Below are 24,706 nucleotides of genomic sequence, written 5' to 3' on the forward strand. Positions count from 1 at the left end.
AAAATGACAACGAAGAAAGCTGATTACATCTGGTTCAATGGTGAGATGACCCCATGGGGTGAGGCGAAAGTCCACGTCATGTCCCACGCGTTGCACTACGGAACCTCGGTATTTGAAGGTATCCGCTGCTACGAATCTCACAAAGGGCCGGTGGTGTTCCGTCATCGTGAACATATGCAGCGTCTGCGTGATTCAGCCAAAATCTATCGTTTCCCGGTTTCTCAGAGCGTCGATGAGTTGATGGAAGCCTGCCGTGAAGTGATTCGTAAAAATAATCTGACCAGCGCCTATATCCGTCCGCTGGTGTTTGTGGGCGATGTGGGTATGGGGGTTAATCCGCCGGATGGCTACAACACCGACGTGATTATCGCGGCCTTCCCGTGGGGCGCCTATCTGGGCGCCGAAGCGCTGGAGCAGGGTATTGATGCCATGGTTTCTTCCTGGAACCGTGCCGCGCCGAATACCATTCCGACCGCCGCCAAAGCTGGCGGTAACTACCTTTCTTCCCTGCTGGTCGGCAGCGAAGCGCGCCGCCACGGTTATCAGGAAGGCATCGCGCTGGACGTCAACGGCTATATCTCTGAAGGGGCCGGTGAGAACCTGTTTGAAGTGAAAGATGGCATCCTCTTTACCCCGCCGTTCACCTCTTCTGCTCTGCCGGGTATCACTCGCGACGCTATTATCAAGCTGGCGCAGGATTTGGGAATCGAAATTCGCGAGCAGGTGCTGTCCCGTGAATCCCTCTATCTGGCTGATGAAGTCTTTATGTCCGGTACCGCAGCGGAGATCACGCCGGTACGTAGCGTGGATGGCATTCAGGTCGGCGCTGGCCGCTGTGGCCCGGTGACCAAGCGCATCCAGCAGGCCTTCTTCGGTCTGTTCACCGGTGAAACCGAAGACAAATGGGGCTGGCTGGATCCGGTTAACCCCGCTAAGTAATTAAAATGATTCTGTCCGGGCGGCAAAGCATCGCCCGGACATGCAGACAGACTGGGAGTGAATAACGCATGCCAAAGTATCGTTCCGCCACCACAACACACGGCCGCAATATGGCGGGAGCCCGCGCGCTGTGGCGCGCGACCGGGATGACCGACAATGACTTCGGAAAGCCCATCATTGCGGTGGTCAACTCTTTCACCCAATTTGTTCCGGGGCATGTGCATCTGCGCGATCTGGGGAAACTGGTTGCTGAGCAGATCGAAGCCTCAGGCGGGGTGGCAAAAGAGTTTAATACGATAGCCGTAGATGATGGCATTGCCATGGGGCACGGGGGCATGCTTTATTCTCTGCCGTCGCGTGAGCTTATCGCCGACTCTGTTGAATATATGGTGAATGCCCACTGTGCAGATGCCATGGTATGTATCTCCAACTGCGATAAAATCACGCCAGGGATGTTAATGGCCTCGCTGCGCCTTAACATTCCGGTGATTTTCGTCTCTGGCGGCCCGATGGAAGCCGGGAAAACCAAACTCTCCGATCAGATCATCAAGCTCGATCTGGTGGATGCCATGATCCAGGGGGCGGATCCGAAGGTATCCGACGAGCAGAGCAATGAGGTGGAACGTTCTGCCTGTCCGACCTGCGGATCCTGTTCCGGGATGTTTACCGCCAACTCCATGAACTGCCTGACCGAAGCGCTGGGGCTTTCGCAGCCGGGTAACGGCTCGCTGCTGGCGACCCATGCCGATCGTAAGCAGTTATTCCTGAACGCCGGTAAACGGATCGTTGAGCTGACCAAACGCTACTATGAGCAGGATGATGCCAGCGCGTTGCCGCGTAACATTGCCAGCAAGGCCGCGTTTGAAAATGCCATGACGCTGGATATCGCGATGGGTGGCTCCACCAATACCGTTCTGCATCTGCTGGCCGCCGCTCAGGAGGCCGAGATCGACTTCACCATGAGTGATATCGATAAGCTGTCTCGTAAGGTCCCGCAGCTGTGTAAGGTGGCACCGAGTACCCCGAAATACCATATGGAAGACGTGCACCGTGCGGGTGGCGTTATCGGTATTCTGGGGGAGCTGGATCGCGCCGGGCTGCTGAATCGCGAGGTGAAAAACGTACTGGGTCTCTCCCTGCCGCAGACGCTTGAGCAGTATGATGTGATGCTGACCAAAGACGATGCGGTGAAGAGCATGTTCCGCGCAGGCCCGGCGGGGATTCGTACCACCCAGGCCTTCTCGCAGAACTGTCGCTGGGAAACGCTTGATGACGATCGTGCCGAAGGCTGCATCCGTTCGCTGAAGCACGCTTACAGTCAGGACGGTGGGCTGGCGGTGCTGTACGGCAACTTCGCGGAAAATGGCTGTATCGTAAAAACCGCAGGCGTGGATGAAGGCAGCCTGAAATTTACCGGCCCGGCTAAGGTTTACGAAAGTCAGGATGATGCGGTGGAAGCTATCCTCGGTGGCAAAGTTGTGGCGGGCGATGTGGTCGTTATCCGCTATGAAGGGCCGAAAGGCGGCCCGGGCATGCAGGAAATGCTCTATCCGACCAGCTTCCTGAAGTCGATGGGACTGGGTAAGGCCTGTGCCCTGATCACCGATGGTCGTTTCTCTGGCGGTACCTCCGGACTCTCCATCGGCCACGTTTCTCCGGAAGCGGCAAACGGTGGCAGCATCGGGCTTATCGAGGATGGCGACATGATTGCCATTGACATCCCTAACCGTGGTATTCAACTGGAAGTCAGCGATCAGGAGTTGGCCGCGCGTCGTGAAGCTCAGGAAGCCAGGGGCGATCAGGCCTGGACGCCGCGGAATCGCGAACGTCAGGTCTCCTTTGCGCTGCGTGCCTATGCCAGCCTGGCGACCAGTGCCGATAAAGGCGCCGTGCGTGACAAAAGCAAGCTGGGAGGCTAACCATCATGGCTGAGTCCCAACCTCTGGGTGAGGCCCCGTGCGGGGCCGAATATCTGCGGGCGGTGTTACGCTCGCCGGTTTACGAGGTCGCACAGGTCACGCCGCTCCAGAAAATGGAGAAGCTCTCATCAAGGCTGGATAACGTGGTGCTGGTGAAGCGAGAAGATCGCCAGCCGGTGCACAGCTTTAAGCTGCGCGGCGCCTACGCCATGATCGCCGGACTTTCTGAAGAGCAAAAAGCGCGTGGCGTTATCACGGCATCGGCGGGGAACCACGCCCAGGGCGTTGCGCTCTCTTCCAGTCGCCAGGGCATCAATGCGCTGATCGTGATGCCGGTGACGACGGCCGATATCAAAGTGGATGCGGTGCGCGGTTTCGGTGGCGAAGTGCTGCTCTATGGCAATAACTTCGACGAAGCGAAAGCGAAGGCGATCGAGCTTTCTGAGCAGCAGGGCTTTACCTGGGTACCGCCGTTTGATCACCCGGCAGTGGTGGCGGGTCAGGGCACTCTGGCGCTGGAGCTGTTACAGCAGGACGCGCATCTTGACCGGGTATTCGTTCCGGTCGGTGGTGGTGGTCTGGCGGCTGGAGTGGCGGTGCTTATCAAGCAACTGATGCCGCAGATCAAAGTGATTGCGGTGGAAGCGGAGGATTCCGCCTGCCTGAAAGCGGCGCTGGAGGCCGGAGAGCCGGTAGACCTGCCGCGAGTCGGGCTGTTTGCCGAAGGGGTTGCCGTTAAACGCATTGGCGATGAAACCTTCCGACTGTGCCGCGAATATCTCGACGATATCATCACGGTAGACAGCGATGCCATCTGCGCCGCCATGAAAGATCTGTTCGAAGATGTGCGTGCAGTCGCTGAGCCTTCCGGCGCGCTGGCGCTGGCGGGTATGAAGAAATATGTGCAACAGCATGGCATTCGCGGCGAGCGCCTGGCGCATGTGCTTTCGGGCGCCAACGTTAACTTCCATGGCCTGCGCTATGTCTCTGAGCGCTGCGAACTGGGCGAGCAGCGTGAAGCTCTGCTGGCGGTCACCATTCCGGAAGAGAAGGGGAGCTTCCTGAAGTTCTGCCAACTGCTGGGAGGACGTGCGGTTACCGAGTTCAACTATCGCTTTGCCGATGATAAATCCGCCTGCATCTTTGTGGGGGTGAGGCTAAGTCGCGGGCAGGAGGAGCGCCAGGAGATTCTCGATCTGCTGGGGCAGGGCGGTTACAGCGTGGTGGATCTCTCTGACGATGAGATGGCGAAGCTGCATGTGCGCTACATGGTGGGGGGCCGCCCCTCCCGGGCACTGCAGGAGCGGCTCTACAGCTTTGAATTCCCGGAATCGCCAGGGGCGCTGCTGCGCTTCCTGCAAACCCTGGGGACTCACTGGAACATCTCGCTGTTCCACTATCGCAGCCATGGCACAGACTATGGGCGGGTGCTGGCGGCTTTTGAGCTGGGCAGCCACGAGCCAGATTTTGAAACCCGCCTGAAGGAGCTGGGCTACGAGTGCCATGAAGAGACGCAAAACCCGGCGTTTCGCTTTTTCCTGGCCTGATTAACGTACGGCAGGCTCTTTACGCTGCTGAACAATCTTCCAGAAAGCACCAATAAGCGGCTCATGCAGCCGCTTTTTTTGGGCGCAGACGCCCAGTTCAAACGGCGTCTTCTCATCGCTGCGTTCCAGCACCGTCACCCTGTTCCGCACTGGTTCCGGGCTGTTTTCCAGTACTACTTCCGGTATTAACGCCACGCCACAGCCCAGCGCTACCATAGAAACCATCGCCTCATGACCGGCAACCGTGGCGTAGATAAAGGGGTTGCTCAGCTTATGGCGACGAAACCACAGTTCGATGCGTCGCCGTACCGGGCCCTGGTCCGGCAGGATAAAAGGCACCTGGGACCAGTCCGGTTGCGATTCACTGACCTGGCTGCGTACCGGGCAGGCCAACGCCGGGCCAATCAGCACCACCGGCAGATTCTCCAGCATGGCGAAGTCGATAGCGGCGGGCAGGGTTTCAGGTTTACCGGCAATCGCAATATCCGCTTCACCCGACAGTGCCTTCTCCACGGCGTCTGCGGCGTCACCGGTAGTCAGCTTGATTTCGACTGATGGATGCTCGGCGCGGAAGCGGTCGAGAATGGGTGGCAGATGGCTGTAGGCGGCGGTCACTGAACAAAAAAGATGCAATTCGCCGGACAGCGACGGCCCTTGTTGGGACAGGGTGTGGCGCAGTTGTTGATACTGCAACAGGGTTTGCTGGGCAAACTGGCGCAGCGATTCACCCGCTTCGGTGAGTGTCACCGTACGGTTATCGCGGATGAACAACGGCTGCCCCAGCTCATCTTCCAGCCGCTGGATCTGGCGTGACAGCGTGGAAGGGCTAACGTGCATGGCTCGCGCGCTACGCCCGAAATGACGGCTTTCGGCCAGATGAAGAAAGGTTTTCAGGTCACGGAAGTCCACGGGGTTTCCCCTCCATTTCTGTGTTGCGTTATATGCAATATGACGTTGTTAATATATCAATTTGCGCAACGAATTTCCTGTCATATAGTGAGCCCATACCCCGCAGGAAAATGCGGCACGATATTCTTATGAAAAACGAACACACCACGACATCGACGGAGTTGTACAATGGCTAACTATTTCAATACGTTAAATCTGCGCCAGCAGCTGGCGCAACTGGGTAAATGTCGCTTTATGGCGCGTGATGAGTTCGCCGATGAGGCGAGCTACCTGAAAGGGAAAAAAGTGGTCATCGTCGGTTGTGGTGCTCAGGGCCTGAATCAGGGGCTGAACATGCGTGATTCCGGGCTGGATGTTTCCTATGCCTTGCGCGCTGAAGCCATCGCAGAAAAACGCGCCTCCTGGCGTAAAGCCACCGAAAACGGCTTTAAAGTGGGCACCTATGAAGAGCTGATCCCGCAGGCCGATCTGGTTATCAACCTGACGCCGGACAAACAGCACTCCGCCGTGGTGCAGGCCGTGCAGCCGATGATGAAAGACGGTGCCGCGCTGGGCTATTCCCACGGTTTTAACATCGTCGAGGTGGGTGAGCAGATTCGTAAAGATGTGACCGTCGTGATGGTGGCGCCTAAGTGCCCGGGCACCGAAGTGCGTGAAGAGTACAAGCGCGGCTTCGGCGTGCCGACCCTGATTGCGGTACACCCGGAAAACGATCCTAAAGGCGAAGGTATGGCTATCGCCAAGGCCTGGGCTGCGGCGACCGGCGGTCATCGCGCCGGGGTGCTGGAATCTTCCTTCGTTGCCGAAGTGAAATCTGACCTGATGGGTGAGCAGACCATCCTGTGCGGCATGCTGCAGGCGGGTTCTCTGCTGTGCTACGACCGTCTGGTGAAAGAGGGGGCGGATCCGGCATACGCTGGCAAGCTGATTCAGTTCGGTTGGGAAACTGTGACCGAAGCCCTGAAGCAGGGCGGTATCACGCTGATGATGGACCGCCTGTCCAACCCGGCGAAACTGCGCGCTTTCGCACTCTCTGAGCAGTTGAAAACGATTATGGCGCCGCTGTTCCAGAAGCACATGGATGACATCATCTCTGGCGAATTCTCTTCGGGCATGATGGCCGACTGGGCCAACGATGATAAGAAACTTCTGACCTGGCGTGAAGAAACCGGCGCGACCGCGTTCGAAAACGCGCCGCAGTATGATGGTAAGATCGAAGAGCAGGCATACTTCGATGAAGGCGTACTGATGATCGCTATGGTGAAGGCGGGCGTTGAGCTGGCATTCGAAACCATGGTGGATTCAGGCATCATTGCCGAGTCGGCTTACTACGAGTCGCTGCATGAGCTGCCGCTGATCGCCAACACCATCGCCCGTAAGCGTCTGTATGAGATGAACGTGGTAATTTCCGATACCGCCGAATACGGTAACTACCTGTTCGCCAACGCTGCTGTGCCGCTGCTGCAGGAATTTATGACTCGTCTGCAGCCAGGCGATCTGGGCAAAGCGGCGCAGGCCGGTGCGGTGGATAACGCTCAGCTGCGTGATGTGAATGAAGCTGTGCGTGGCCATGCAATCGAGCAGGTCGGCCGTAAGCTGCGTGGCTATATGACCGATATGAAGCGTATTGCGGTAGCGGGTTAAAAGAATCCTCACCCCGGCCCTCTCCCTAAGGGAGAGGGAGCAAACACTCATCAACGTCCCTCCAGGGGGGCGTTGATGCTTTTACCTCCGGTACAGCACCTTAATAATGTGCCAGCCGAATTTCGTTTTTACCGGTCCGTAGGGCTTAAGCAGCGGAGCGCTGCTGAACACCGCTTTATCGAAGGGGGCGACCATCGCACCCTGGTGGAATTCCCCGAGATCGCCGCCGTTGCGTCCGGAGGGGCAGCTGGAATAGCGTTTAGCGAGGTGATCGAAGCTTTTCCCTTTCTCCAACTGTTCCATAATTTCCCGGGCTTTGGCTTCGGTTTTCACCAGAATATGTAGAGCCGCTGCGGTTCTGGCCATTATTTCTCTCCGTCAGATAATCACTTAGCTATAACTCTACCATCCGCTATCAATCACGGGCAGGCTTTCTGCTACAATCCTCACCCCGTTTATCTATTGAGCAGGTTGTTATGCGTCTGAATCCCGCCCAACAAGAAGCCGTCGAGTTTGTTACCGGTCCTTGCCTGGTTCTGGCGGGAGCCGGATCCGGTAAGACGCGCGTGATTACCAATAAAATCGCCCACCTGATCCACGGTTGTGGCTATCAGGCGCGCCATATTGCGGCGGTGACCTTTACCAATAAAGCCGCGCGTGAGATGAAAGAGCGTGTGGCCCAGACTCTGGGACGCAAAGAGGCTCGGGGGCTGATGATTTCCACCTTCCATACCCTCGGGCTGGAGATTATTAAGCGCGAGTATGCGGCGCTGGGGATGAAGTCCAACTTTTCGCTGTTTGACGATACCGATCAGATGGCGCTGCTGAAAGAGCTGACGGATGAGTGGCTGGAGCAGGATAAAGATCTGCTCTCACAGCTGATCTCGACCATCTCCAACTGGAAAAACGATCTGCTGATGCCAGCCCAGGCCGCCGCTCAGGCGCGTAGCGAACGCGACAAACTGTTCGCGCACTGTTACGGGCTTTATGATGCGCATCTCAAGGCCTGCAACGTACTGGACTTTGACGATCTGATCCTGCTACCCACGCTGCTGCTGCGCGGTAATGAAGAGGTGCGCGAACGCTGGCAGAATCGCATCCGTTATCTGCTGGTGGATGAGTACCAGGATACCAATACCAGCCAGTATGAGCTGGTTAAGCTGCTGGCAGGAACCCGGGCGCGCTTTACCGTAGTGGGGGATGATGACCAGTCTATCTATTCCTGGCGTGGTGCCCGGCCGCAGAACCTGGTGCTGTTGAATAAAGACTTTCCTGCGCTGCGGGTGATCAAGCTGGAGCAGAACTATCGCTCCTCTGGTCGCATTCTGAAAGCGGCCAATATTCTGATTGCCAATAACCCGCACGTGTTTGAAAAGCGGTTGTTTTCCGAACTGGGCTATGGCGTGGAGCTGAAGGTCGTTACTGCCAGCCACGAAGAACACGAAGCTGAACGGGTTGCCGGTGAGCTGATTGCCCACCACTTTATTAATAAGACCCAGTATAAGGATTACGCCATCCTTTACCGCGGCAATCACCAGTCCCGGGTGTTCGAAAAGCTGCTGATGCAGAACCGCATTCCCTACCGTATTTCCGGCGGCACTTCTTTTTTTTCGCGTCCGGAAATTAAGGATCTGCTGGCCTACCTGCGGGTACTGACGAACCCCGATGATGACAGCGCCTTTCTGCGCATCGTCAACACCCCGCGCCGCGAGATTGGACCGGCAACCCTGCAGAAGCTGGGGGAGTGGGCGAATCAGCGTAATAAAAGCATGTTTAACGCCAGCTTTGATTTAGGGCTGAGCCAGACTTTGACCGGTCGTGGCCTGGAGGCGCTACAGCGCTTCACCCACTGGCTGGGTGAAGTGGCGGGGCTTGCGGAACGCGAACCGGTGGCCGCAGTTCGCGATCTCATTCACGGTATTGATTATGAATCCTGGCTCTACGAGACCTCTCCCAGCCCGAAAGCCGCTGAAATGCGGATGAAAAACGTCAACCAGCTGTTCAGCTGGATGACTGAGATGCTGGAAGGGAGCGATCTGGAAGAGCCGATGACCCTGACTCAGGTCGTCACTCGCTTTACGTTGCGCGAGATGATGGAGCGTGGCGAAAACGATGAAGAGCTGGACCAGGTGCAGTTGATGACCCTACACGCCTCAAAAGGGCTGGAGTTCCCCTATGTCTACCTGGTCGGTATGGAAGAGGGGCTGCTACCGCACCAGAGCAGTATCGATGAAGATAATATCGATGAAGAGCGGCGACTGGCCTACGTGGGCATCACCCGGGCTCAAAAAGAGCTGACCTTTACGCACTGTAAAGAGCGGCGTCAGTATGGCGAGCTGGTACGCCCCGAGCCCAGTCGCTTTTTGCTGGAACTGCCTCAGGACGATCTTGTCTGGGAAACGGAACGTAAGCCGGTCAGCGCTCAGGAGCGGATGCAGAAGGGGCAGGCTAATGTCGCAAATCTGAAAGAGATGCTGGCGAAAGCGCGCGGCGGTTAACAGACCGCGCGTTCTCCTTTAGCTGTGATGAATCTCCAGCGGCCAGTGGACATAGCTCTGCCACAGTATTTCCTGTTGTAGCATCTCGGCGCCCAGCGGGTGTCGGGTTAGCCAGCTGGCGGGTAACGTTAGCGCTAACGTCTCTTCCTTCGCCGCCAGCGTGAGTTCGGGAACGCAATCGTCCCGGCGCCGACTGGCGAAGATGATCGCCAGCCGAAGCAGACGGCACAGGCGTTCCGCCAGGCGCGGCGGCACGGCGTTCTGCTGATGCAGGGAAGAGAGGTCCACCGGGTTGGTCTGGTTGAGCAGCAGGGTGGCCAGTAGCTTCTTCTGGGCGGGCGTAAAGCCGGGCAGATCGAGATTACGCACCAGATACGCCGCGTGTTTTGGCGCCTGCTTAAAATCGATGCTTAGCCCGATCTCATGCAGTTGGCAGGCGCTACTTAACAGCTCCAGGCTGAGCGGATCCAACTGCCAGCCATCGGCAATCTGCCGCGACAGGCAGGTCGCCAGCCGCTGCACCCGGGTGGCCTGGTCGGCATCCACCATAAAGCGGCGCTGGAGAGTATGCAGCGTACGGTCACGGATATCCTGGTCCACCGGCAAATGAAGCATGCCGTAGACCAGCCCTTCGCGCAGCGCGCCGCCAGCCAGGGTCATACAGTCGATCTTCATGGCGTCGAAGATAGCGATCAATATGGCAAGCCCGCTGGGGAATACCAGCGCTCGCTCCAGGGTCAGCCCTTCAATCTCCAGCTCTTCAAGACGCCCGCACTGAATGGCGCGTTGCTTTAACTGCTGCAGTTTGGTCAGGGTGATGCGTTCATCCATTCCCTGCGCCATCATGATTTCCTGTAGCGCCTGAACCGTGCCGGAAGCGCCAACGCAGGCGTGCCAGCCGTGTCGTTTTAACTCATCCACGACCGGCAACAGAACTTCCCGGGCGGCACGCTCGGCGGCTGCGAAGTTCTCGGTGGTCAGGCTGCGATCGCTGAAATAGCGCTCGAGCCAGGTGACGCAGCCCATGGGCAGACTGAACAGCGATGTACTGTGAGCGCCGCTGCCGGTAACCAGCTCGGTGCTGGCGCCGCCGATATCCACCACCAGTCGACGATCGTCACCGCCGGTGGTATGAGCCACGCCCTGATAGATCAGGCGCGCCTCTTCTTCGCCGCTAATGACCTGTACCGGACAGCCCAGAATCTCCTGCGCTCGCTGAATAAATTCGCTGGCGTTCGTCGCCAGGCGCAGCGTGGCGGTCGCCACCACCCGGATCTGAGCGTGGGGAATATCCTGCAGCCGTTCGGCAAACAGTTGCAGACACTGCCAGCCGCGCGCCATAGCCTCTGCAGAGAGGCTGTTGTCGCTGTTCAGCCCGGCAGCCAGCCGGACCTTACGTTTAATGCGGGTTAGCGTCTGGATGCTACCCGCTACCTCCCTGACCACCAGCATATGAAAGCTGTTGGAGCCGAGGTCGATAGCCGCATAGAGCGTGGAGGTATTTTGCATAGTGGATTAGCTACGGCGGCGATTACGCGGAGCGTTACGACGCGGACCATTGCCGGAACGGTTACGCACCAGTTTTTTCGGCGGCGGCAGCTCGCTAAGCAAGGCATCCGGGTTGTACTTGCTGACCGGAATAGCATGGCCGATATAGGTTTCGATGGCTGGCAGGTTGAGGGCATACTCCTCACAGGCCAGGCTAATCGAATGGCCGCTGGCGCCCGCGCGTCCGGTACGACCGATACGGTGAACGTAATCTTCACAGTCGTCCGGCAGATCGTAGTTAAAGACGTGGGTGACGGCAGGAATATGCAGGCCGCGGGCCGCAACGTCGGTCGCGACCAGAATATCCAGATCGCCGCGGGTGAATTCATCCAGAATACGCAGGCGCTTTTTCTGCGGGACGTCGCCGGTCAGCAGACCAACGCGATGACCGTCTGCAGCCAGATGGCCCCAGATCTGCTCGCAGCGATGCTTGGTGTTGGCGAAGATAATGGCGCGGTCCGGCCACTCTTCTTCGATCAGCGTCTGCAGCAGGCGCATTTTCTCTTCATTGGAAGGATAGAACAGCTCTTCCTTAATACGGTGGCCGGTTTTCTGCTCGGGTTCCACTTCAATATATTCGGCGTTGTTCATCTGTTCGAACGCCAGTTCGCGTACGCGGTAGGAAAGCGTGGCGGAGTAGAGCATGTTCAGGCGTTCGGTTGCCTGCGGCATACGGCGGAACAACCAGCGAATATCTTTAATAAAGCCAAGATCGTACATGCGATCGGCTTCGTCCAGAACCACCACCTGGATTGCGCCCAGGTTTACATGATTCTGCTTGGTGTAATCGATAAGACGACCGGTGGTGCCGATCAGGATATCAACGCCTTTTTCCAGCACTTTTAGCTGCTTATCGTAGCCGTCTCCGCCGTAGGCCAGGCCCAGATTCAGACCTGTCGCTTCCGCCAGCGGTTCTGCGTCGGAGTGAATTTGTACCGCCAGCTCGCGGGTGGGCGCCATAATCAGCGCACGCGGTTGATTGACCTGACGGCCTTCCGGCGCGGGGTGTGAGAGTAAATAATGAAACGTTGACGTCAGAAACGCCATCGTTTTCCCGGTACCGGTTTGCGCCTGCCCTGCCACATCGCGTCCCGCAAGGGTCAGCGGAAGCGACAGCGCCTGGATAGGAGTACAGTTGTAAAACCCTTTTGATTCAAGGGCTTCAACCACCTTAGGGTGCAGGGCGAAGTCGGAAAACTTCTGTTCAGTTAAATGTGTTTTGCTCATAGTGTGGTAGAATATCAGCTTACTATTGCTTTACGAAAGCGTATCCGGTGAAATAAAGTCAACCAAAAATGTTGGTTGGGCTGTGCCTCACCATTCTCTTCCGGCGTCGCTGGCAGGTAATGATGAGACACAGCCTAAATTTAGACCAACAAACCAGGCATAATCCTGTGGAGTTAAGTATGAGCGATAAAATTATTCACCTGACTGACGACAGTTTCGACACGGACGTACTTAAGGCAGAAGGGCTGGTGCTGGTTGATTTCTGGGCAGAGTGGTGCGGTCCGTGCAAAATGATCGCCCCCATTCTGGACGAAATCGCCGGAGAGTACGAAGGCAAACTGCAAGTCACTAAGCTGAATATCGATGAAAACCCGGCAACCGCGCCTAAGTACGGTATCCGTGGTATCCCCACACTGCTGCTGTTTAAAGACGGCAACGTGGCGGCCACTAAAGTGGGCGCGCTGTCCAAAGGGCAGCTGAAAGAGTTCCTGGACGCTAATCTGGCGTAACAGAACCCGGCAGATCGTCCGGCGTCCGAAAGTTATTCGGATAGCTGGACGACCTGCATCAGTCGTGCTAAGTTAACCAAACTGCATTTTGAACTTACCCTGAGTTTTAAATCTTGTAATACCCGAGACTCTTCGCTAGCTGTTGGTGTTGTACCGCAGGCGAGGGATCATGGAGTCGATTTCGGGCCCGTTACCCAATCCGTCTTGTCGTTTCAGTTCTGTGCGTTTCTGTTACCAGACCGCGATCGGACATGGGGTGAAAGGCCATTAACAGGCATGGACTTCCTGCCATACCATTCACACTTTATGTTCGAGATATACCCCGAGTTTAAGAACCCACCATTATGAATCTTACCGAATTAAAAAATACGCCGGTTTCTGAGCTGATTACTCTCGGCGAAAGCATGGGACTGGAAAACCTGGCCCGCATGCGCAAGCAGGACATCATCTTTGCTATCCTCAAACAGCACGCGAAGAGCGGCGAGGATATCTTCGGCGATGGGGTGCTGGAGATCTTGCAGGATGGATTTGGTTTCCTCCGCTCCGCAGACAGCTCCTACCTCGCCGGCCCCGATGATATCTACGTTTCCCCCAGTCAAATTCGCCGCTTTAACCTTCGCACTGGTGACACCATCGCCGGGAAAATCCGTCCCCCGAAAGAGGGCGAGCGTTATTTCGCGCTGCTGAAGGTGAATGAGGTTAACTTCGATAAGCCGGAAAACGCCCGTAGCAAAATTCTGTTTGAAAACCTGACGCCGCTGCACGCTAATTCGCGCCTGCGTATGGAGCGAGGCAACGGCTCTACCGAAGACCTGACCGCTCGCGTACTGGATCTGGCATCGCCGATCGGTCGCGGCCAGCGTGGTCTGATTGTCGCACCGCCGAAAGCCGGTAAAACCATGCTGCTGCAGAATATTGCGCAGAGCATCGCTTATAATCATCCTGACTGTGTGCTGATGGTGCTGCTGATCGATGAACGTCCTGAAGAAGTGACGGAGATGCAGCGTCTGGTAAAAGGCGAAGTCATTGCTTCGACCTTTGACGAGCCGGCTTCCCGTCACGTGCAGGTTGCTGAGATGGTCATTGAAAAAGCCAAGCGCCTGGTCGAGCACAAGAAAGATGTCATTATTCTGCTTGACTCCATTACCCGTCTGGCGCGTGCTTATAACACCGTGGTTCCGGCGTCCGGCAAGGTGCTGACCGGTGGTGTGGATGCTAATGCCCTGCACCGTCCTAAGCGTTTCTTTGGTGCTGCGCGTAATGTGGAAGAGGGCGGTAGCCTGACCATTATCGCAACGGCGCTGATCGATACCGGCTCGAAGATGGATGAAGTGATTTACGAAGAGTTCAAAGGCACCGGTAACATGGAGCTGCACCTCTCCCGTAAGATTGCAGAGAAACGCGTCTTCCCGGCCATCGATTACAACCGCTCCGGTACCCGTAAAGAAGAGCTTCTCACCACTCAGGAAGAGCTACAGAAGATGTGGATTCTGCGTAAGATTATTCACCCGATGGGCGAAATCGATGCGATGGAATTCCTGATCAACAAGCTTGCGATGACCAAAACCAACGATGACTTCTTCGACATGATGAAGCGTTCATAGTTGCGGAAAACTCGGGGAACGCCACGTTTTGACGTGGCGTTTTTCTTTTCTGCTTTATAGGATTACGCTCTGGCTGCTATATTTGCCAGACTTCATGGACGATACCTCTGGCAGGGTAGAAAGGTCATTGGCCACGTTGAAAATAAAACGCCGTCTGTTCAGCTGTCTCTGAGACTTCTCTTCATGGGGAAGCCTTCGGTGGGTATACTGGCGCTGAACGTACATTTTGCAGAGAGCGCTCATTGTGAATTTAGTCTCCGCTGGTGCTGAATTGTTCAGTATTTTTCTGTTCACCACCATCTTTCTTTTTTTCGCCCGTAAAGTGGCTAAAAAAATTGGTCTGGTCGATAAGCCTAACTTCCGAAAACGCCATCAGGGGTTGATACCACTGGTGGGGGGCATATCGGTTTATGCGGGGATCTGCTTTACATTCTGGCTGGCGGATTACTACATTCCTCATGCCGCCCTTTATCTAAGCTGTGCCGGCGTTCTGGTGCTGGTGGGAGCTCTGGATGACCGATTTGATATCAGTGTAAAAATCCGAGCCACAATCCAGGCGCTGATCGGCATTATTATGATGGTCGTCGGCAAGCTTTATCTGAGTAGCCTGGGATATATTTTCGGCTCATGGGAACTGGTATTAGGGCCTTTTGGGTATTTTCTTACCCTGTTTGCCGTCTGGGCAGCCATTAACGCTTTCAATATGGTAGATGGTATCGATGGCCTGTTAGGCGGCTTGTCCTGCGTCTCTTTCGCTGCCATGGGCATCATCCTGTGGTTCGACGGTCAGATTAGTCTTGCGATGTGGTGTTTCGCCATGATTGCAGCGATTGTGCCTTATATCCTGTTAAATCTGGGTATTCTGGGGCGTCGCTATAAAGTCTTTATGGGCGATGCCGGTAGCACCCTCATTGGTTTTACCGTTATCTGGATTCTACTGGAGACCACCCAGGGGAAAACCCATCCTATCAGCCCGGTTACCGCTCTGTGGATTATCGCCATCCCACTCATGGATATGGTGGCCATCATGTACCGCCGCCTGCGCAAGGGGATGAGCCCCTTCTCGGCAGATCGCCAGCATATCCATCATCTCATTATGCGTGCGGGTTTCACTTCACGACAGGCCTTCGTGCTGATAACGCTTGCCGCAGCGCTGTTGGCAGCCATCGGTGTGGTCGGGGAGTATCTACATTTTATTCCTGAGTGGGTAATGCTGGCACTGTTCTTGCTTGCATTTATGCTCTACGGCTATTGCATTAAACGCGCCTGGAAAGTGGCTCGCTTTATCAAGCGCACCAAGCGCCGCATTCGCCGTAATAATGATAAGAGTCCTGGCCTGAGCAAATAAGCAGGGGAAGTGATGAGACAACATATGTCCGGAGATCCGGTAACCGATAACGAGCTGGACGTTCGTGGCCTGTTTTGTACGCTGTGGCGGGGAAAATTCTGGATTGTTTGCGGCGCTTTACTGTTTGCCCTGGCTGCTCTGGTGTACACCTTTTTTGCGCGCCAGGAGTGGAGTTCGACCGCAATAACCGATCGCCCTACCGTCAATATGCTGGGTGGCTACTATTCGCAGCAGCAGTTCCTGAGCAATCTCGACGCCCACGCGGGTTCGACGCCGGTCGATCAGCCTTCGGCAATGGATGAAGCCTACAAAGAGTTCACCATGCAACTGGCCTCCTGGGATACCCGTCGTGAGTTCTGGCAGCAGACCGATTACTACCGGCAGCGCCAGTCGGGGAACAGTAAGGCGGATGCCGCCATGCTCAATGAAATGATCGGCAATATTCAGTTCACTGCCGGAGACGTTACCCGCAATTTAAACGACAGCGTTAAGCTGATTGCCGAAACCGCGGCGGATGCCAATAACCTGTTGCGTCAGTATGTCGCCTTTGCCAGCCAGCGGGCTGCCAAACATCTGAATGATGAGCTGAAAGGTGCCTGGGACGCGCGCATTGTACAGATTCAGGCACAGGTTAAACGTCAGGAAGCTGTCGCGCAGTCTATCTACGATCGTCGGGTTCACAGCCTGGAGCAGGCGCTGAAAGTCGCAGAGCAGCACAATATCAGCCGCAGCGAAGCGGATGTGCCTGCTAACGAGCTGCCTGAGTCCGAACTTTTTATCCTGGGACGGCCGATGCTGCAGGCCCGTCTGGAAAATCTGCAGGCGACAGGGCCTACTTATGAGGTTGATTACGATAGGGACAGGGCGATGCTGACCACGCTTAAAGTAGGCCCCGAGCTGGAGCCGCGTTTCCAGACCTATCGCTATCTGCGCACGCCGGAAGAGCCTGTACGCCGCGACAGCCCACGCCGCACCTTCCTGCTGGTGATGTGGGGTATTGTCGGCGCCCTGGCGGGAGCCGGTGTTGCATTAGCCCGCCGTCCACGCGTCTGATGAGCCAGAATATGATGAAGGGATCCTGACGATCTCTTCATCTGTAATTAACCCAGAGAGAGCACTATCGTGAAAGTCTTGACCGTTTTCGGCACGCGTCCTGAGGCCATTAAAATGGCGCCGCTGGTCCACGCCCTGGCAGAGGATCCTTTCTTCGATGCTCGGGTCTGCGTTACCGCGCAGCACCGTGAAATGCTGGATCAGGTACTCACGCTTTTTTCCATTCAACCCGACTTCGACCTTAATATTATGAAGCCGGGGCAGGGGCTGACGGAGATCACCTGCCGTATCCTGGAAGGGCTGAAACCCGTTCTGGAGGATTTTAGCCCGGATGTAGTGCTGGTTCATGGCGACACCACGACGACAGTGGCCGCCAGTCTGGCGGCCTTTTATCAGCAGATTCCCGTTGGGCACGTCGAGGCGGGACTACGTACCGGCGATCTCTATTCGCCCTGGCCGGAAGAGGCCAACCGCACGTTGACCGGACATCTGGCGATGTACCATTTTGCGCCTACCGAAACCTCGCGCCAGAACCTGCTGCGAGAAAATATTGCCGATAATCGGATCTTCATTACCGGCAATACGGTGGTCGATGCGTTGCTGTCGGTACGCGATCGGGTGCTGAACGACGAAGCGCAGCACAGGGCGCTGAGTAGCGCTTATCCCTTCCTGGAGCCGCAGCGCAAAATGATTCTGGTTACCGGCCACCGCCGCGAAAGCTTTGGCAGCGGTTTTGAGCAGATCTGCCACGCTTTGGCTCAGGTGGCAGCGGATAATCCGGATGTGCAAATTGTCTATCCGGTACATCTGAACCCTAACGTTAGCGAGCCGGTTAATCGCATTCTGGGGCATGTCGGGAATATTCATCTGATTGCCCCTCAGGACTATCTGCCGTTTGTCTGGCTGATGCAGCATGCGTATCTGATTCTGACGGACTCCGGCGGTATTCAGGAAGAGGCCCCGTCGCTGGGTAAACCGGTGCTGGTCATGCGTGAAACCACCGAACGACCAGAGGCAGTAAGCGCTGGCACTGTACGGCTGGTTGGCACCCATACCCGCACTATTGTGGATGAGGTTAATCAACTGCTGAAAGACGAAGAGGCTTATCTGACGATGAGTCGGTCGCATAACCCCTATGGTGATGGCGAGGCCTGCCAGCGTATTATCAGCGCGTTGAAAACCAGTCAGGTGAAATAATGAGTTTTGAAATTATCTCAGTGATTGGACTGGGATATATCGGGCTGCCCACAGCGGCAGCTTTTGCATCACGTCGTCAGCGCGTGATCGGCGTGGATATCAATACCCGGGCGGTGGAAACCATTAACCGTGGCGAGATCCACATTGTCGAACCAGAGCTGGGACGAGTGGTGAAAACCGCCGTAGAGAAGGGCTATCTGAGTGCCCGTAACACACCAGTCGAGGCCGATGCTTTTCTGATCGCGGTACCGACGCCGTTTATGGAGGGCCATAAGCCAGACATGGCATATGTCCGCTCGGCGGTGGAATCCATCGCGCCGGTACTGAAGAAGGGATCGCTGGTGATTCTGGAGTCCACCTCGCCGGTGGGCACCACGGAAACTATGGCGGAATGGCTGGCGGCACTGCGCCAGGATCTTACCTTCCCCCAGCAGGTGGGAGAGGCGGCGGATGTTAATATCGCCTACTGTCCGGAGCGGGTATTGCCTGGCCGGATTATGGAAGAGCTGATTAGCAACGACCGGGTAATTGGCGGTATGACGCCAGCCTGTTCGGCACGCGCCAGCGAACTCTATCGCATCTTTCTGGAAGGGGAGTGTGTGGTAACGAATGCCCGTACGGCGGAGATGTGCAAACTGACCGAGAATAGCTTTCGGGATGTGAATATCGCCTTCGCGAACGAGCTTTCTCTGATCTGCGCAGACCAGGGCATTGATGTCTGGGAGCTTATCCGGTTGGCTAACCGCCATCCGCGGGTCAATATTTTGCAGCCCGGGCCAGGCGTTGGCGGGCACTGCATCGCGGTCGACCCCTGGTTTATCGTGGCCCAGAACCCGCAGCAGGCGCGGCTGATTCGTACCGCCCGTGATGTAAACGACAGCAAACCCGAATGGGTGATTGGTCAGGTGAAGGCGGCCGTGGCGGACTGTCTGAATGCCAGCGGACGCCGTACCGATGATGTCACCATCGCCTGCTTTGGGCTGGCATTTAAACCGGATATCGATGACCTGCGTGAAAGCCCGGCCATGGGTATCGTCAGGAAGCTGGCCGGGTGGCACCGTGGCGACATGCTGGTAGTGGAACCTAATATCCATGAACTGCCGGAAAGCCTGGCGCGCTGTCAACTGACCCACCTTGATGAGGCACTCGCCCGTGCCGATGTGCTGGTTATGCTGGTGGATCACCAGTCGTTTAAGGCGCTGGATGCCGGACAGATCCACCAGCAGTGGGTGGTGGATACTAAAGGGGTCTGGCGGTGAGTCAGGGGCTGGCCTCGCTTCACGGCCGCGTTGAACGACTGTCGTGGGAGAGCGATTTTTTCGGTCTGTCCAGTGCGATTGTCCGCTTTTCCGATGGCGATCCCCGGCTGGACGTGGCGGAATTGCAGCGTTTTGAGCGCGTGCAGGCCAAAGTGCCTGCTGAACGCTGCGAATGGCTGGATGCCCTGCAACAGTTGGGGTTTCGGCTGGTGGAAGGGGAAATTGACCTGAGCCTGGCGCTTGTGGGTTGTTCTGCGAGTGCCGATCTCTGCGTGGCGGACGATGCCGATATTCCGATGCTTCGCGATATGGCCAGTCAGTGCTTTTCCCATAGCCGTTTTCGTACTCCCTGGTATGGACAGGCGGACAGCGGCCGCCTGTATGCGCAGTGGGTGGAAAACGCGGTAAAGGGCACCTTCGACCATCAGTGTCTGGTGGTACGCGAAGGAGAGCGGCTTCATGGTTTTGTGACGCTGCGTCAGCTTAATGACGAGGAAGCGCGCATGGGGTTACTGGCGGGGCCCGGATGCGGGGCGCGACTGATGCAGGGAGCGCAGGCGTGGTGTGTGGCGCGCGGTATTAGCCGGTTGCGAATAGCAACCCAAATGGCGAACCGGGCGGCGCTGCGTCGTTATATCAAGAGCGGGGCCACGATAGAGAGCACCGCTTACTGGTTATACAGGTGAGAAAATGATTCCGTTTAACGCACCTCCGGTCGTGGGGACAGAGGTCGACTATATCCAGTCGGCGATGGGCAGCGGTAAGCTGTGCGGCGACGGCGGCTTTACCCGCCGCTGCCAGCAGTGGATGGAGCAGCGCTTCGGCAGCGCTAAGGTATTACTGACCCCGTCCTGCACTGCCTCGCTGGAGATGGCGGCGCTGTTACTCGATATTCAGCCCGGCGATGAAGTGATTATGCCGAGCTACACCTTTGTTTCCACCGCTAATGCCTTTGTACTGCGCGGCGCGCGCATCGTCTTTGTGGATATCCGCCCGGATACCATGAATATCGATGAAACCAAAATTGAAGCGGCGATCACCGAACGAACCCGGGTCATCGTGCCGGTTCACTATGCTGGCGTGGCCTGTGAAATGGACACCATTATGCGTATCGCCCGCGAGCATAAGCTGTGGGTGGTAGAAGATGCCGCTCAGGGCGTCATGGCCAGCTATAAAGGCCGGGCACTGGGAACCATCGGCCATATCGGCTGTTACAGCTTTCATGAAACCAAGAATTACACCGCAGGCGGCGAGGGCGGAGCGACGCTCGTTAACGACCCGGCGCTGGTAGAACGCGCGGAGATCGTTCGTGAAAAGGGCACTAACCGCAGCCAGTTCTTCCGTGGCCAGGTGGATAAATATACCTGGCGCGATATCGGCTCCAGTTACCTGATGGCGGATCTTCAGGCTGCCTATCTGTGGGGGCAGCTTGAAGCGGCGGAGAGCATCAATCAGCAGCGCCTGGCGCTGTGGCAGAACTACTATGACGCATTGCTACCACTGGCAGATAAAGGCCGCATTGAGCTGCCGACCCTGCCTGCTGACTGCATGCATAACGCCCATATGTTTTACATAAAGCTGCGCGATGCCGACGATCGCAGTCGGTTAATTAGCTGGCTGAAAGAGGCGGAAATCCTGGCGGTATTCCACTATATCCCGCTACACAGCAGCCCGGCGGGCGAAGCGTTCGGAAGATTTCACGGCGAAGATCGTTATACCACCTCCCAGAGTGACCGCCTGCTGCGCCTGCCGCTCTTCTATAATCTGAGCGTGACCAATCAGCGTACGGTGATCAATTCGCTGCAGAGCTACTTCGCCTGATGTCGCTGGCACGGGCTTCGGTGTGGACCGCGGCGTCCACGCTGGTCAAGATCGGCGCAGGTTTGCTGGTGGTGAAACTGCTGGCGGTAGCCTACGGCCCTGGCGGTGTCGGGATGGCGGGGAATTTCCGCCAGTTGGTCACGGTGCTGGGCGTACTGGCCGGTGCCGGTATTTTTAACGGCGTCACTAAGTATGTCGCCCAGTATCTGGATGATTCACAGCGTCTTCGGCTGGTGGTGGGTACTTCCTCGGCGATGGTGCTGGGCTTTTCAACCCTGCTGGCGCTGCTATTTGTGCTGGCGTCTGGCCCCATCAGTCAGGGGTTGTTCGGCCAGCGGGACTATCAGGGGCTGGTACGCCTGGTGGCGCTGGTTCAGTTAGGAATCGCCTGGGCAAATCTGTCGCTGGCGATTATCAAGGGGTTTCGTGATGCAGCCGGTAATGCGCTGGCGCTGATTCTGGGAAGCCTGATCGGGGTTCTGGCGTGGCTGGCAAGCTGGCGTCTGGGGGGATATCCCGGTGCGCTGCTGGGTCTGGCGCTGGTGCCTGCGTTGGTGGTGATTCCCGGCGCGATTATCCTGCATCGCCGCCGCCATCTGCCGCTGAGCTATCTGAAACCCTGCTGGGACAGAGAAACGGCGGCTAACCTCAGCAAGTTCACCTTTATGGCGCTGATGACCTCGGTAACCATGCCGGTGGCTTATGTGATGATGCGTAACCTGCTGGCGGTACGCTATGGCTGGGATACGGTCGGGATATGGCAGGGGGTGAGTAGCATCTCCGACGCCTGGCTGCAGTTTATTACCGCCTCGTTTAGCGTTTACCTGCTGCCGACGCTCTCAAGGCTGACGGCGAAGGCGGATATCAGCCGCGAAATTGGTCGGGCATTGCGTTTTGTCCTGCCCGCGGTGGCTCTGGTGGGATTCGGGGTCTGGGTTCTGCGCGATTTCGCCATCTGGCTGCTCTTTTCGGCAAAGTTTACCGCTATGCGTGACCTGTTCGCCTGGCAACTGGTGGGGGACGTACTGAAGGTCGGCGCTTATGTCTTTGGCTATCTGATTATTGCGAAGGCCTCGCTGCGGCTCTACATCCTGGCGGAAATCAGCCAGTTCGCGCTGTTGACCGGTTTCTCCCGCTGGCTGATACCGGAGCATGGCGCATTGGGCGCCGCTCAGGCCTATATGGCGACCTATATTGTCTGGTTCTCCCTGTGCTGTCTGGGATTTCTTTGGTGGCGTAACCGCGTATGACGACACTGATTCACGTGCTGGGATCGAACATCCCGCACCACAACCATACCGTACTCAGTTTCTTTCAACAGATGCTGGCGGCGTCGGAGCAGGGGCGGCGCTTTATGGTGGTTTCCGACGATGCCGGGCTGATGGCAGCGTATCCGTCGCTTGCGATTGAGGTATTCCCCACGAAAAAGGCGCTGGCCCAGGCGGTAACTGCCCGTGCACGGCGCGATTGCCGCCAGCGTTTTCTGTTCCATGGCCAGTTTAATCAGTCGCTGTGGCTGGCACTGCTGTGGGGCGGCATTAAACCGGCGCAGTTTAACTGGCATATCTGGGGCGCCGATCTTTATGAAGTTTCCGCCAGTCTGAAGTTCCGGCTGTTCTACCGCCTGCGGCGTCTGGCACAGCGCCGGGTTGGGCGGGTATTCGCTACCCGCGGCGATCTTAACTATTTTCACCAGCGCTATCCGAAGGTGGCGGGTGAACTGCTCTATTTTCCCACCCGGATGGACCCGTCCCTCAACAATCTGGATAATGAGAAGAATCAGCGGGATTTTGTGCAGATTCTGGTGGGAAATTCCGGCGATCGCAGCAATCAACACGTTGAGGCGTTGCGTGAGATCCATCAACGCTTCGGCGATCGGGCCCGTGTGGTGGTGCCTATGGGCTACCCCGAGGGCAATCAGGCGTATATCGATGAGGTACAGCGAGCGGGAAGTCAGCTGTTCAGTCCCGACCGCCTGGAGATATTGCGCGATCGGCTGGCGTTCGACGCCTATCTGACGCTGCTTCGAAAGTGTGATCTGGGTTATTTCATCTTTGAGCGCCAGCAGGGGATAGGCACACTCTGTCTGCTTATTCAGGCAGGGATCCCCTGCGTTCTGAGCCGGAAGAATCCCTTCTGGCAGGATATGGTGGAGCAGCAGATTCCGGTTCTGTTTACCGGTGATACGCTTAATGAGTCGGTGGTGCGCGAGGCGCAGCGCCAGTTGAAAAGTGTGGATAAGAACGGCATCACCTTTTTTAGCCCCAACTACCTTGATGGTTGGATGCGGGCGTTGCGAGTGGCATCAGGAGAAGAGAAGGCATGAGTTTGCTGCAGTCTGGCGGTCTGATGATTATCTGGCTTGCCTCCGTGCTGTTTATTGGTACCGTGACCTGGCGCGAGTTTCGCCGGGTGCGTTTTAATTTTAATGTTTTCTTTTCACTGCTGTTCCTGTTGACGTTCTATTTCGGCTTCCCGTTAACGATGACGCTGGTGTTCCGCTTTAACGTGGAGGTGCTTCCTGCCCAGGCGCTTCAGCAGGCTCTGCTGACCGCTGGGTGTTTCTATGCCGTCTATTACACCGCCTATAAAACCCGGCTGCGATCGGCTGTCGCGGAGCGCAACCGGCCGGAACGGCTCAATATCAATCGGGTTGAAGCGCAGCTCACTTTCCTGCTGCTGTTGACGGTGGCGCTGGCCAGCGTCGCGCTCTTTTTTATGCTCAACGGTTTTCTGCTGTTCCGACTGCACTCCTACAGCGAGATTTTCTCAAGCCAGGTGGCGGGCGTGGCGCTTAAACGCTTCTTCTACTTCTTTATTCCGGCCATGCTGGTGCTCTATTTTTTGCGTCAGAGTAAAAGCGCCTGGCTGGGGTTTCTGGTGTGTACCGTGGCGTTTGGTCTGCTGACCTACGCGCTGGTGGGCGGCACGCGTGCCAATATTATTATCGCTTTCGCCATCTTCCTGTTTATTGGCATTCTGCGCGGCTGGATCTCGCTGTGGATGCTGGCATGCGCTGGCGTGCTGGGCATAGTCGGGATGTTCTGGCTGGCGCTAAAGCGCTATGGCCTGGACGTGAGCGGCGACGAAGCGTTTTATACCTTCCTGTATCTGACGCGCGATACCTTCTCGCCCTGGGAGAACCTGGCGCTGCTGATCCAGAACTACGATAAGATCGATTTCCAGGGGCTGGCGCCCATCGTGCGCGACTTTTATGTCTTTATTCCTTCCTGGCTGTGGCCGGGGCGTCCTGCTGCCGTGCTGAACAGCGCCAACTACTTTACCTGGGAGGTGCTGAACAACCACTCGGGGCTGGCGATTTCTCCCACGCTTATCGGTTCGCTGCTGGTAATGGGCGGTTACTGGCTTATCGTACCGGGTGCCGTGGTGGTGGGGCTGATTATCAAATGGTTCGACTGGCTCTATGAGCTGGGGAACCGGACGGATAATCGCTATAAAGCGGCGATACTGCACAGCTTTTGCTTCGGCGCCATCTTTAATATGATCGTGCTGGCGCGTGAGGGGCTGGATGCCTTTGTTTCGCGGGTGGTCTTTTTTATGTTGGTCTTTGGATTATGCCTGTGGCTTGCCCGGCTGTTATTCAGAGCCTTCGAGCGAGTTGGGCTGGTCCGTGAGCGCACGGCGGCATCCCGGAACGCGCTTTATACACAAACGGATAAGTAA

20 protein-coding genes are annotated in these 24,706 nt (G+C 56.6%); 16 read left to right on the plus strand and 4 right to left on the minus strand.

The annotated features are described in order from the left end of the window. Positions 1–3: 3 nt before the first annotated feature. From SCU88_RS00830 to ilvA, 3 genes are all read left to right on the plus strand, one after another. Entirely contained in the window at positions 4–939 is a 936-nt protein-coding gene (locus tag SCU88_RS00830; RefSeq protein WP_175341994.1) for a branched-chain amino acid transaminase, read from the plus strand. A gap of 68 nt (positions 940–1,007) precedes the next feature. Next, positions 1,008–2,858 (plus strand): dihydroxy-acid dehydratase, encoded by a 1,851-nt coding sequence (gene ilvD, locus SCU88_RS00835; protein ID WP_138095216.1) that lies wholly within the window; start codon positions 1,008–1,010, stop codon positions 2,856–2,858. A gap of 5 nt (positions 2,859–2,863) precedes the next feature. Continuing rightward, positions 2,864–4,405, plus strand: a complete 1,542-nt coding sequence (gene ilvA / locus SCU88_RS00840) for a threonine ammonia-lyase, biosynthetic (RefSeq protein ID WP_175341995.1) — start codon at positions 2,864–2,866, stop codon at positions 4,403–4,405. Here ilvA and ilvY read toward each other — a convergent pair whose 3' ends face one another. Next, positions 4,406–5,353 (minus strand): HTH-type transcriptional activator IlvY, encoded by a 948-nt coding sequence (ilvY, locus tag SCU88_RS00845; RefSeq protein WP_241666620.1) that lies wholly within the window; start codon positions 5,351–5,353, stop codon positions 4,406–4,408. 129 nt (positions 5,354–5,482) lie between these two features. On the opposite strand from ilvY, the gene ilvC reads away from it, so the two are divergent. Next, positions 5,483–6,958 carry a ketol-acid reductoisomerase gene (ilvC, locus tag SCU88_RS00850; protein ID WP_138095219.1) on the plus strand — a complete coding sequence of 492 codons (1,476 nt, stop codon included), beginning with the start codon at positions 5,483–5,485 and terminating at the stop codon, positions 6,956–6,958. Between the two features lie 81 nt (positions 6,959–7,039). Here the strand turns inward: ilvC and ppiC are convergent, their stop codons facing one another. Further along, positions 7,040–7,324 carry a peptidylprolyl isomerase PpiC gene (gene ppiC, locus SCU88_RS00855; protein WP_175341996.1) on the minus strand — a complete coding sequence of 95 codons (285 nt, stop codon included), beginning with the start codon at positions 7,322–7,324 and terminating at the stop codon, positions 7,040–7,042. Between the two features lie 110 nt (positions 7,325–7,434). Here ppiC and rep point away from each other — a divergent pair, with 110 nt between their 5' ends. Continuing rightward, a complete protein-coding gene (gene rep / locus SCU88_RS00860; protein WP_175341997.1) occupies positions 7,435–9,456 on the plus strand; it encodes a DNA helicase Rep in 2,022 nt (673 codons plus the stop codon). An 18-nt stretch (positions 9,457–9,474) separates the two neighbouring features. Here the strand turns inward: rep and gppA are convergent, their stop codons facing one another. Continuing rightward, positions 9,475–10,965, minus strand: coding sequence for a guanosine-5'-triphosphate,3'-diphosphate diphosphatase (gene gppA / locus SCU88_RS00865; RefSeq protein WP_175341998.1), 1,491 nt, complete (start codon positions 10,963–10,965; stop codon positions 9,475–9,477). A gap of 6 nt (positions 10,966–10,971) precedes the next feature. Continuing rightward, on the minus strand, positions 10,972–12,231 hold the full coding sequence (gene rhlB, locus SCU88_RS00870; protein WP_175341999.1) for an ATP-dependent RNA helicase RhlB: 1,260 nt from the start codon (positions 12,229–12,231) through the stop codon (positions 10,972–10,974). A 179-nt stretch (positions 12,232–12,410) separates the two neighbouring features. Here rhlB and trxA point away from each other — a divergent pair, with 179 nt between their 5' ends. The 11 genes from trxA to wzyE all read left to right on the plus strand — a co-directional run bounded on the left by trxA (position 12,411) and on the right by wzyE (position 24,706). Continuing rightward, positions 12,411–12,740: a thioredoxin TrxA gene (trxA, locus tag SCU88_RS00875; protein ID WP_138095224.1), complete on the plus strand. Its 330-nt coding sequence runs from the start codon at positions 12,411–12,413 to the stop codon at positions 12,738–12,740. Positions 12,741–13,084: 344 nt separating this feature from the next. Beyond that, positions 13,085–14,344 carry a transcription termination factor Rho gene (rho, locus tag SCU88_RS00880; RefSeq protein WP_138095225.1) on the plus strand — a complete coding sequence of 420 codons (1,260 nt, stop codon included), beginning with the start codon at positions 13,085–13,087 and terminating at the stop codon, positions 14,342–14,344. Positions 14,345–14,588: 244 nt separating this feature from the next. After that, positions 14,589–15,692: a UDP-N-acetylglucosamine--undecaprenyl-phosphate N-acetylglucosaminephosphotransferase gene (gene wecA / locus SCU88_RS00885; RefSeq protein WP_175342000.1), complete on the plus strand. Its 1,104-nt coding sequence runs from the start codon at positions 14,589–14,591 to the stop codon at positions 15,690–15,692. Positions 15,693–15,704: 12 nt separating this feature from the next. After that, positions 15,705–16,745: an ECA polysaccharide chain length modulation protein gene (wzzE, locus tag SCU88_RS00890; protein WP_175342001.1), complete on the plus strand. Its 1,041-nt coding sequence runs from the start codon at positions 15,705–15,707 to the stop codon at positions 16,743–16,745. Positions 16,746–16,814: 69 nt separating this feature from the next. Next, on the plus strand, positions 16,815–17,942 hold the full coding sequence (gene wecB, locus SCU88_RS00895) for a non-hydrolyzing UDP-N-acetylglucosamine 2-epimerase (RefSeq protein ID WP_175342002.1): 1,128 nt from the start codon (positions 16,815–16,817) through the stop codon (positions 17,940–17,942). After that, positions 17,942–19,201 carry a UDP-N-acetyl-D-mannosamine dehydrogenase gene (gene wecC, locus SCU88_RS00900; protein ID WP_175342003.1) on the plus strand — a complete coding sequence of 420 codons (1,260 nt, stop codon included), beginning with the start codon at positions 17,942–17,944 and terminating at the stop codon, positions 19,199–19,201. Before wecB ends, wecC begins: the two co-directional genes overlap by 1 nt. Then, the gene (rffC, locus tag SCU88_RS00905) at positions 19,192–19,887 is read left to right on the plus strand and encodes a dTDP-4-amino-4,6-dideoxy-D-galactose acyltransferase (protein WP_431810143.1); all 696 of its coding nucleotides are present in this window, start codon (positions 19,192–19,194) and stop codon (positions 19,885–19,887) included. Before wecC ends, rffC begins: the two co-directional genes overlap by 10 nt. Positions 19,888–19,891: 4 nt before the next feature. Further along, positions 19,892–21,022, plus strand: a complete 1,131-nt coding sequence (gene rffA, locus SCU88_RS00910) for a dTDP-4-amino-4,6-dideoxygalactose transaminase (RefSeq protein WP_175342004.1) — start codon at positions 19,892–19,894, stop codon at positions 21,020–21,022. Beyond that, a complete protein-coding gene (gene wzxE, locus SCU88_RS00915; protein WP_175342005.1) occupies positions 21,022–22,272 on the plus strand; it encodes a lipid III flippase WzxE in 1,251 nt (416 codons plus the stop codon). The genes rffA and wzxE overlap by 1 nt, the downstream gene beginning before the upstream one ends. Then, the gene (locus SCU88_RS00920; RefSeq protein ID WP_175342006.1) at positions 22,269–23,348 is read left to right on the plus strand and encodes a TDP-N-acetylfucosamine:lipid II N-acetylfucosaminyltransferase; all 1,080 of its coding nucleotides are present in this window, start codon (positions 22,269–22,271) and stop codon (positions 23,346–23,348) included. Before wzxE ends, SCU88_RS00920 begins: the two co-directional genes overlap by 4 nt. Continuing rightward, positions 23,345–24,706: an ECA oligosaccharide polymerase gene (gene wzyE / locus SCU88_RS00925; RefSeq protein ID WP_175342007.1), complete on the plus strand. Its 1,362-nt coding sequence runs from the start codon at positions 23,345–23,347 to the stop codon at positions 24,704–24,706. The genes SCU88_RS00920 and wzyE overlap by 4 nt, the downstream gene beginning before the upstream one ends.

The sequence above is a fragment of the Jejuibacter sp. L23 genome (genome assembly GCF_050815825.1).
Classification (GTDB): domain Bacteria; phylum Pseudomonadota; class Gammaproteobacteria; order Enterobacterales; family Enterobacteriaceae; genus Jejubacter; species Jejubacter calystegiae.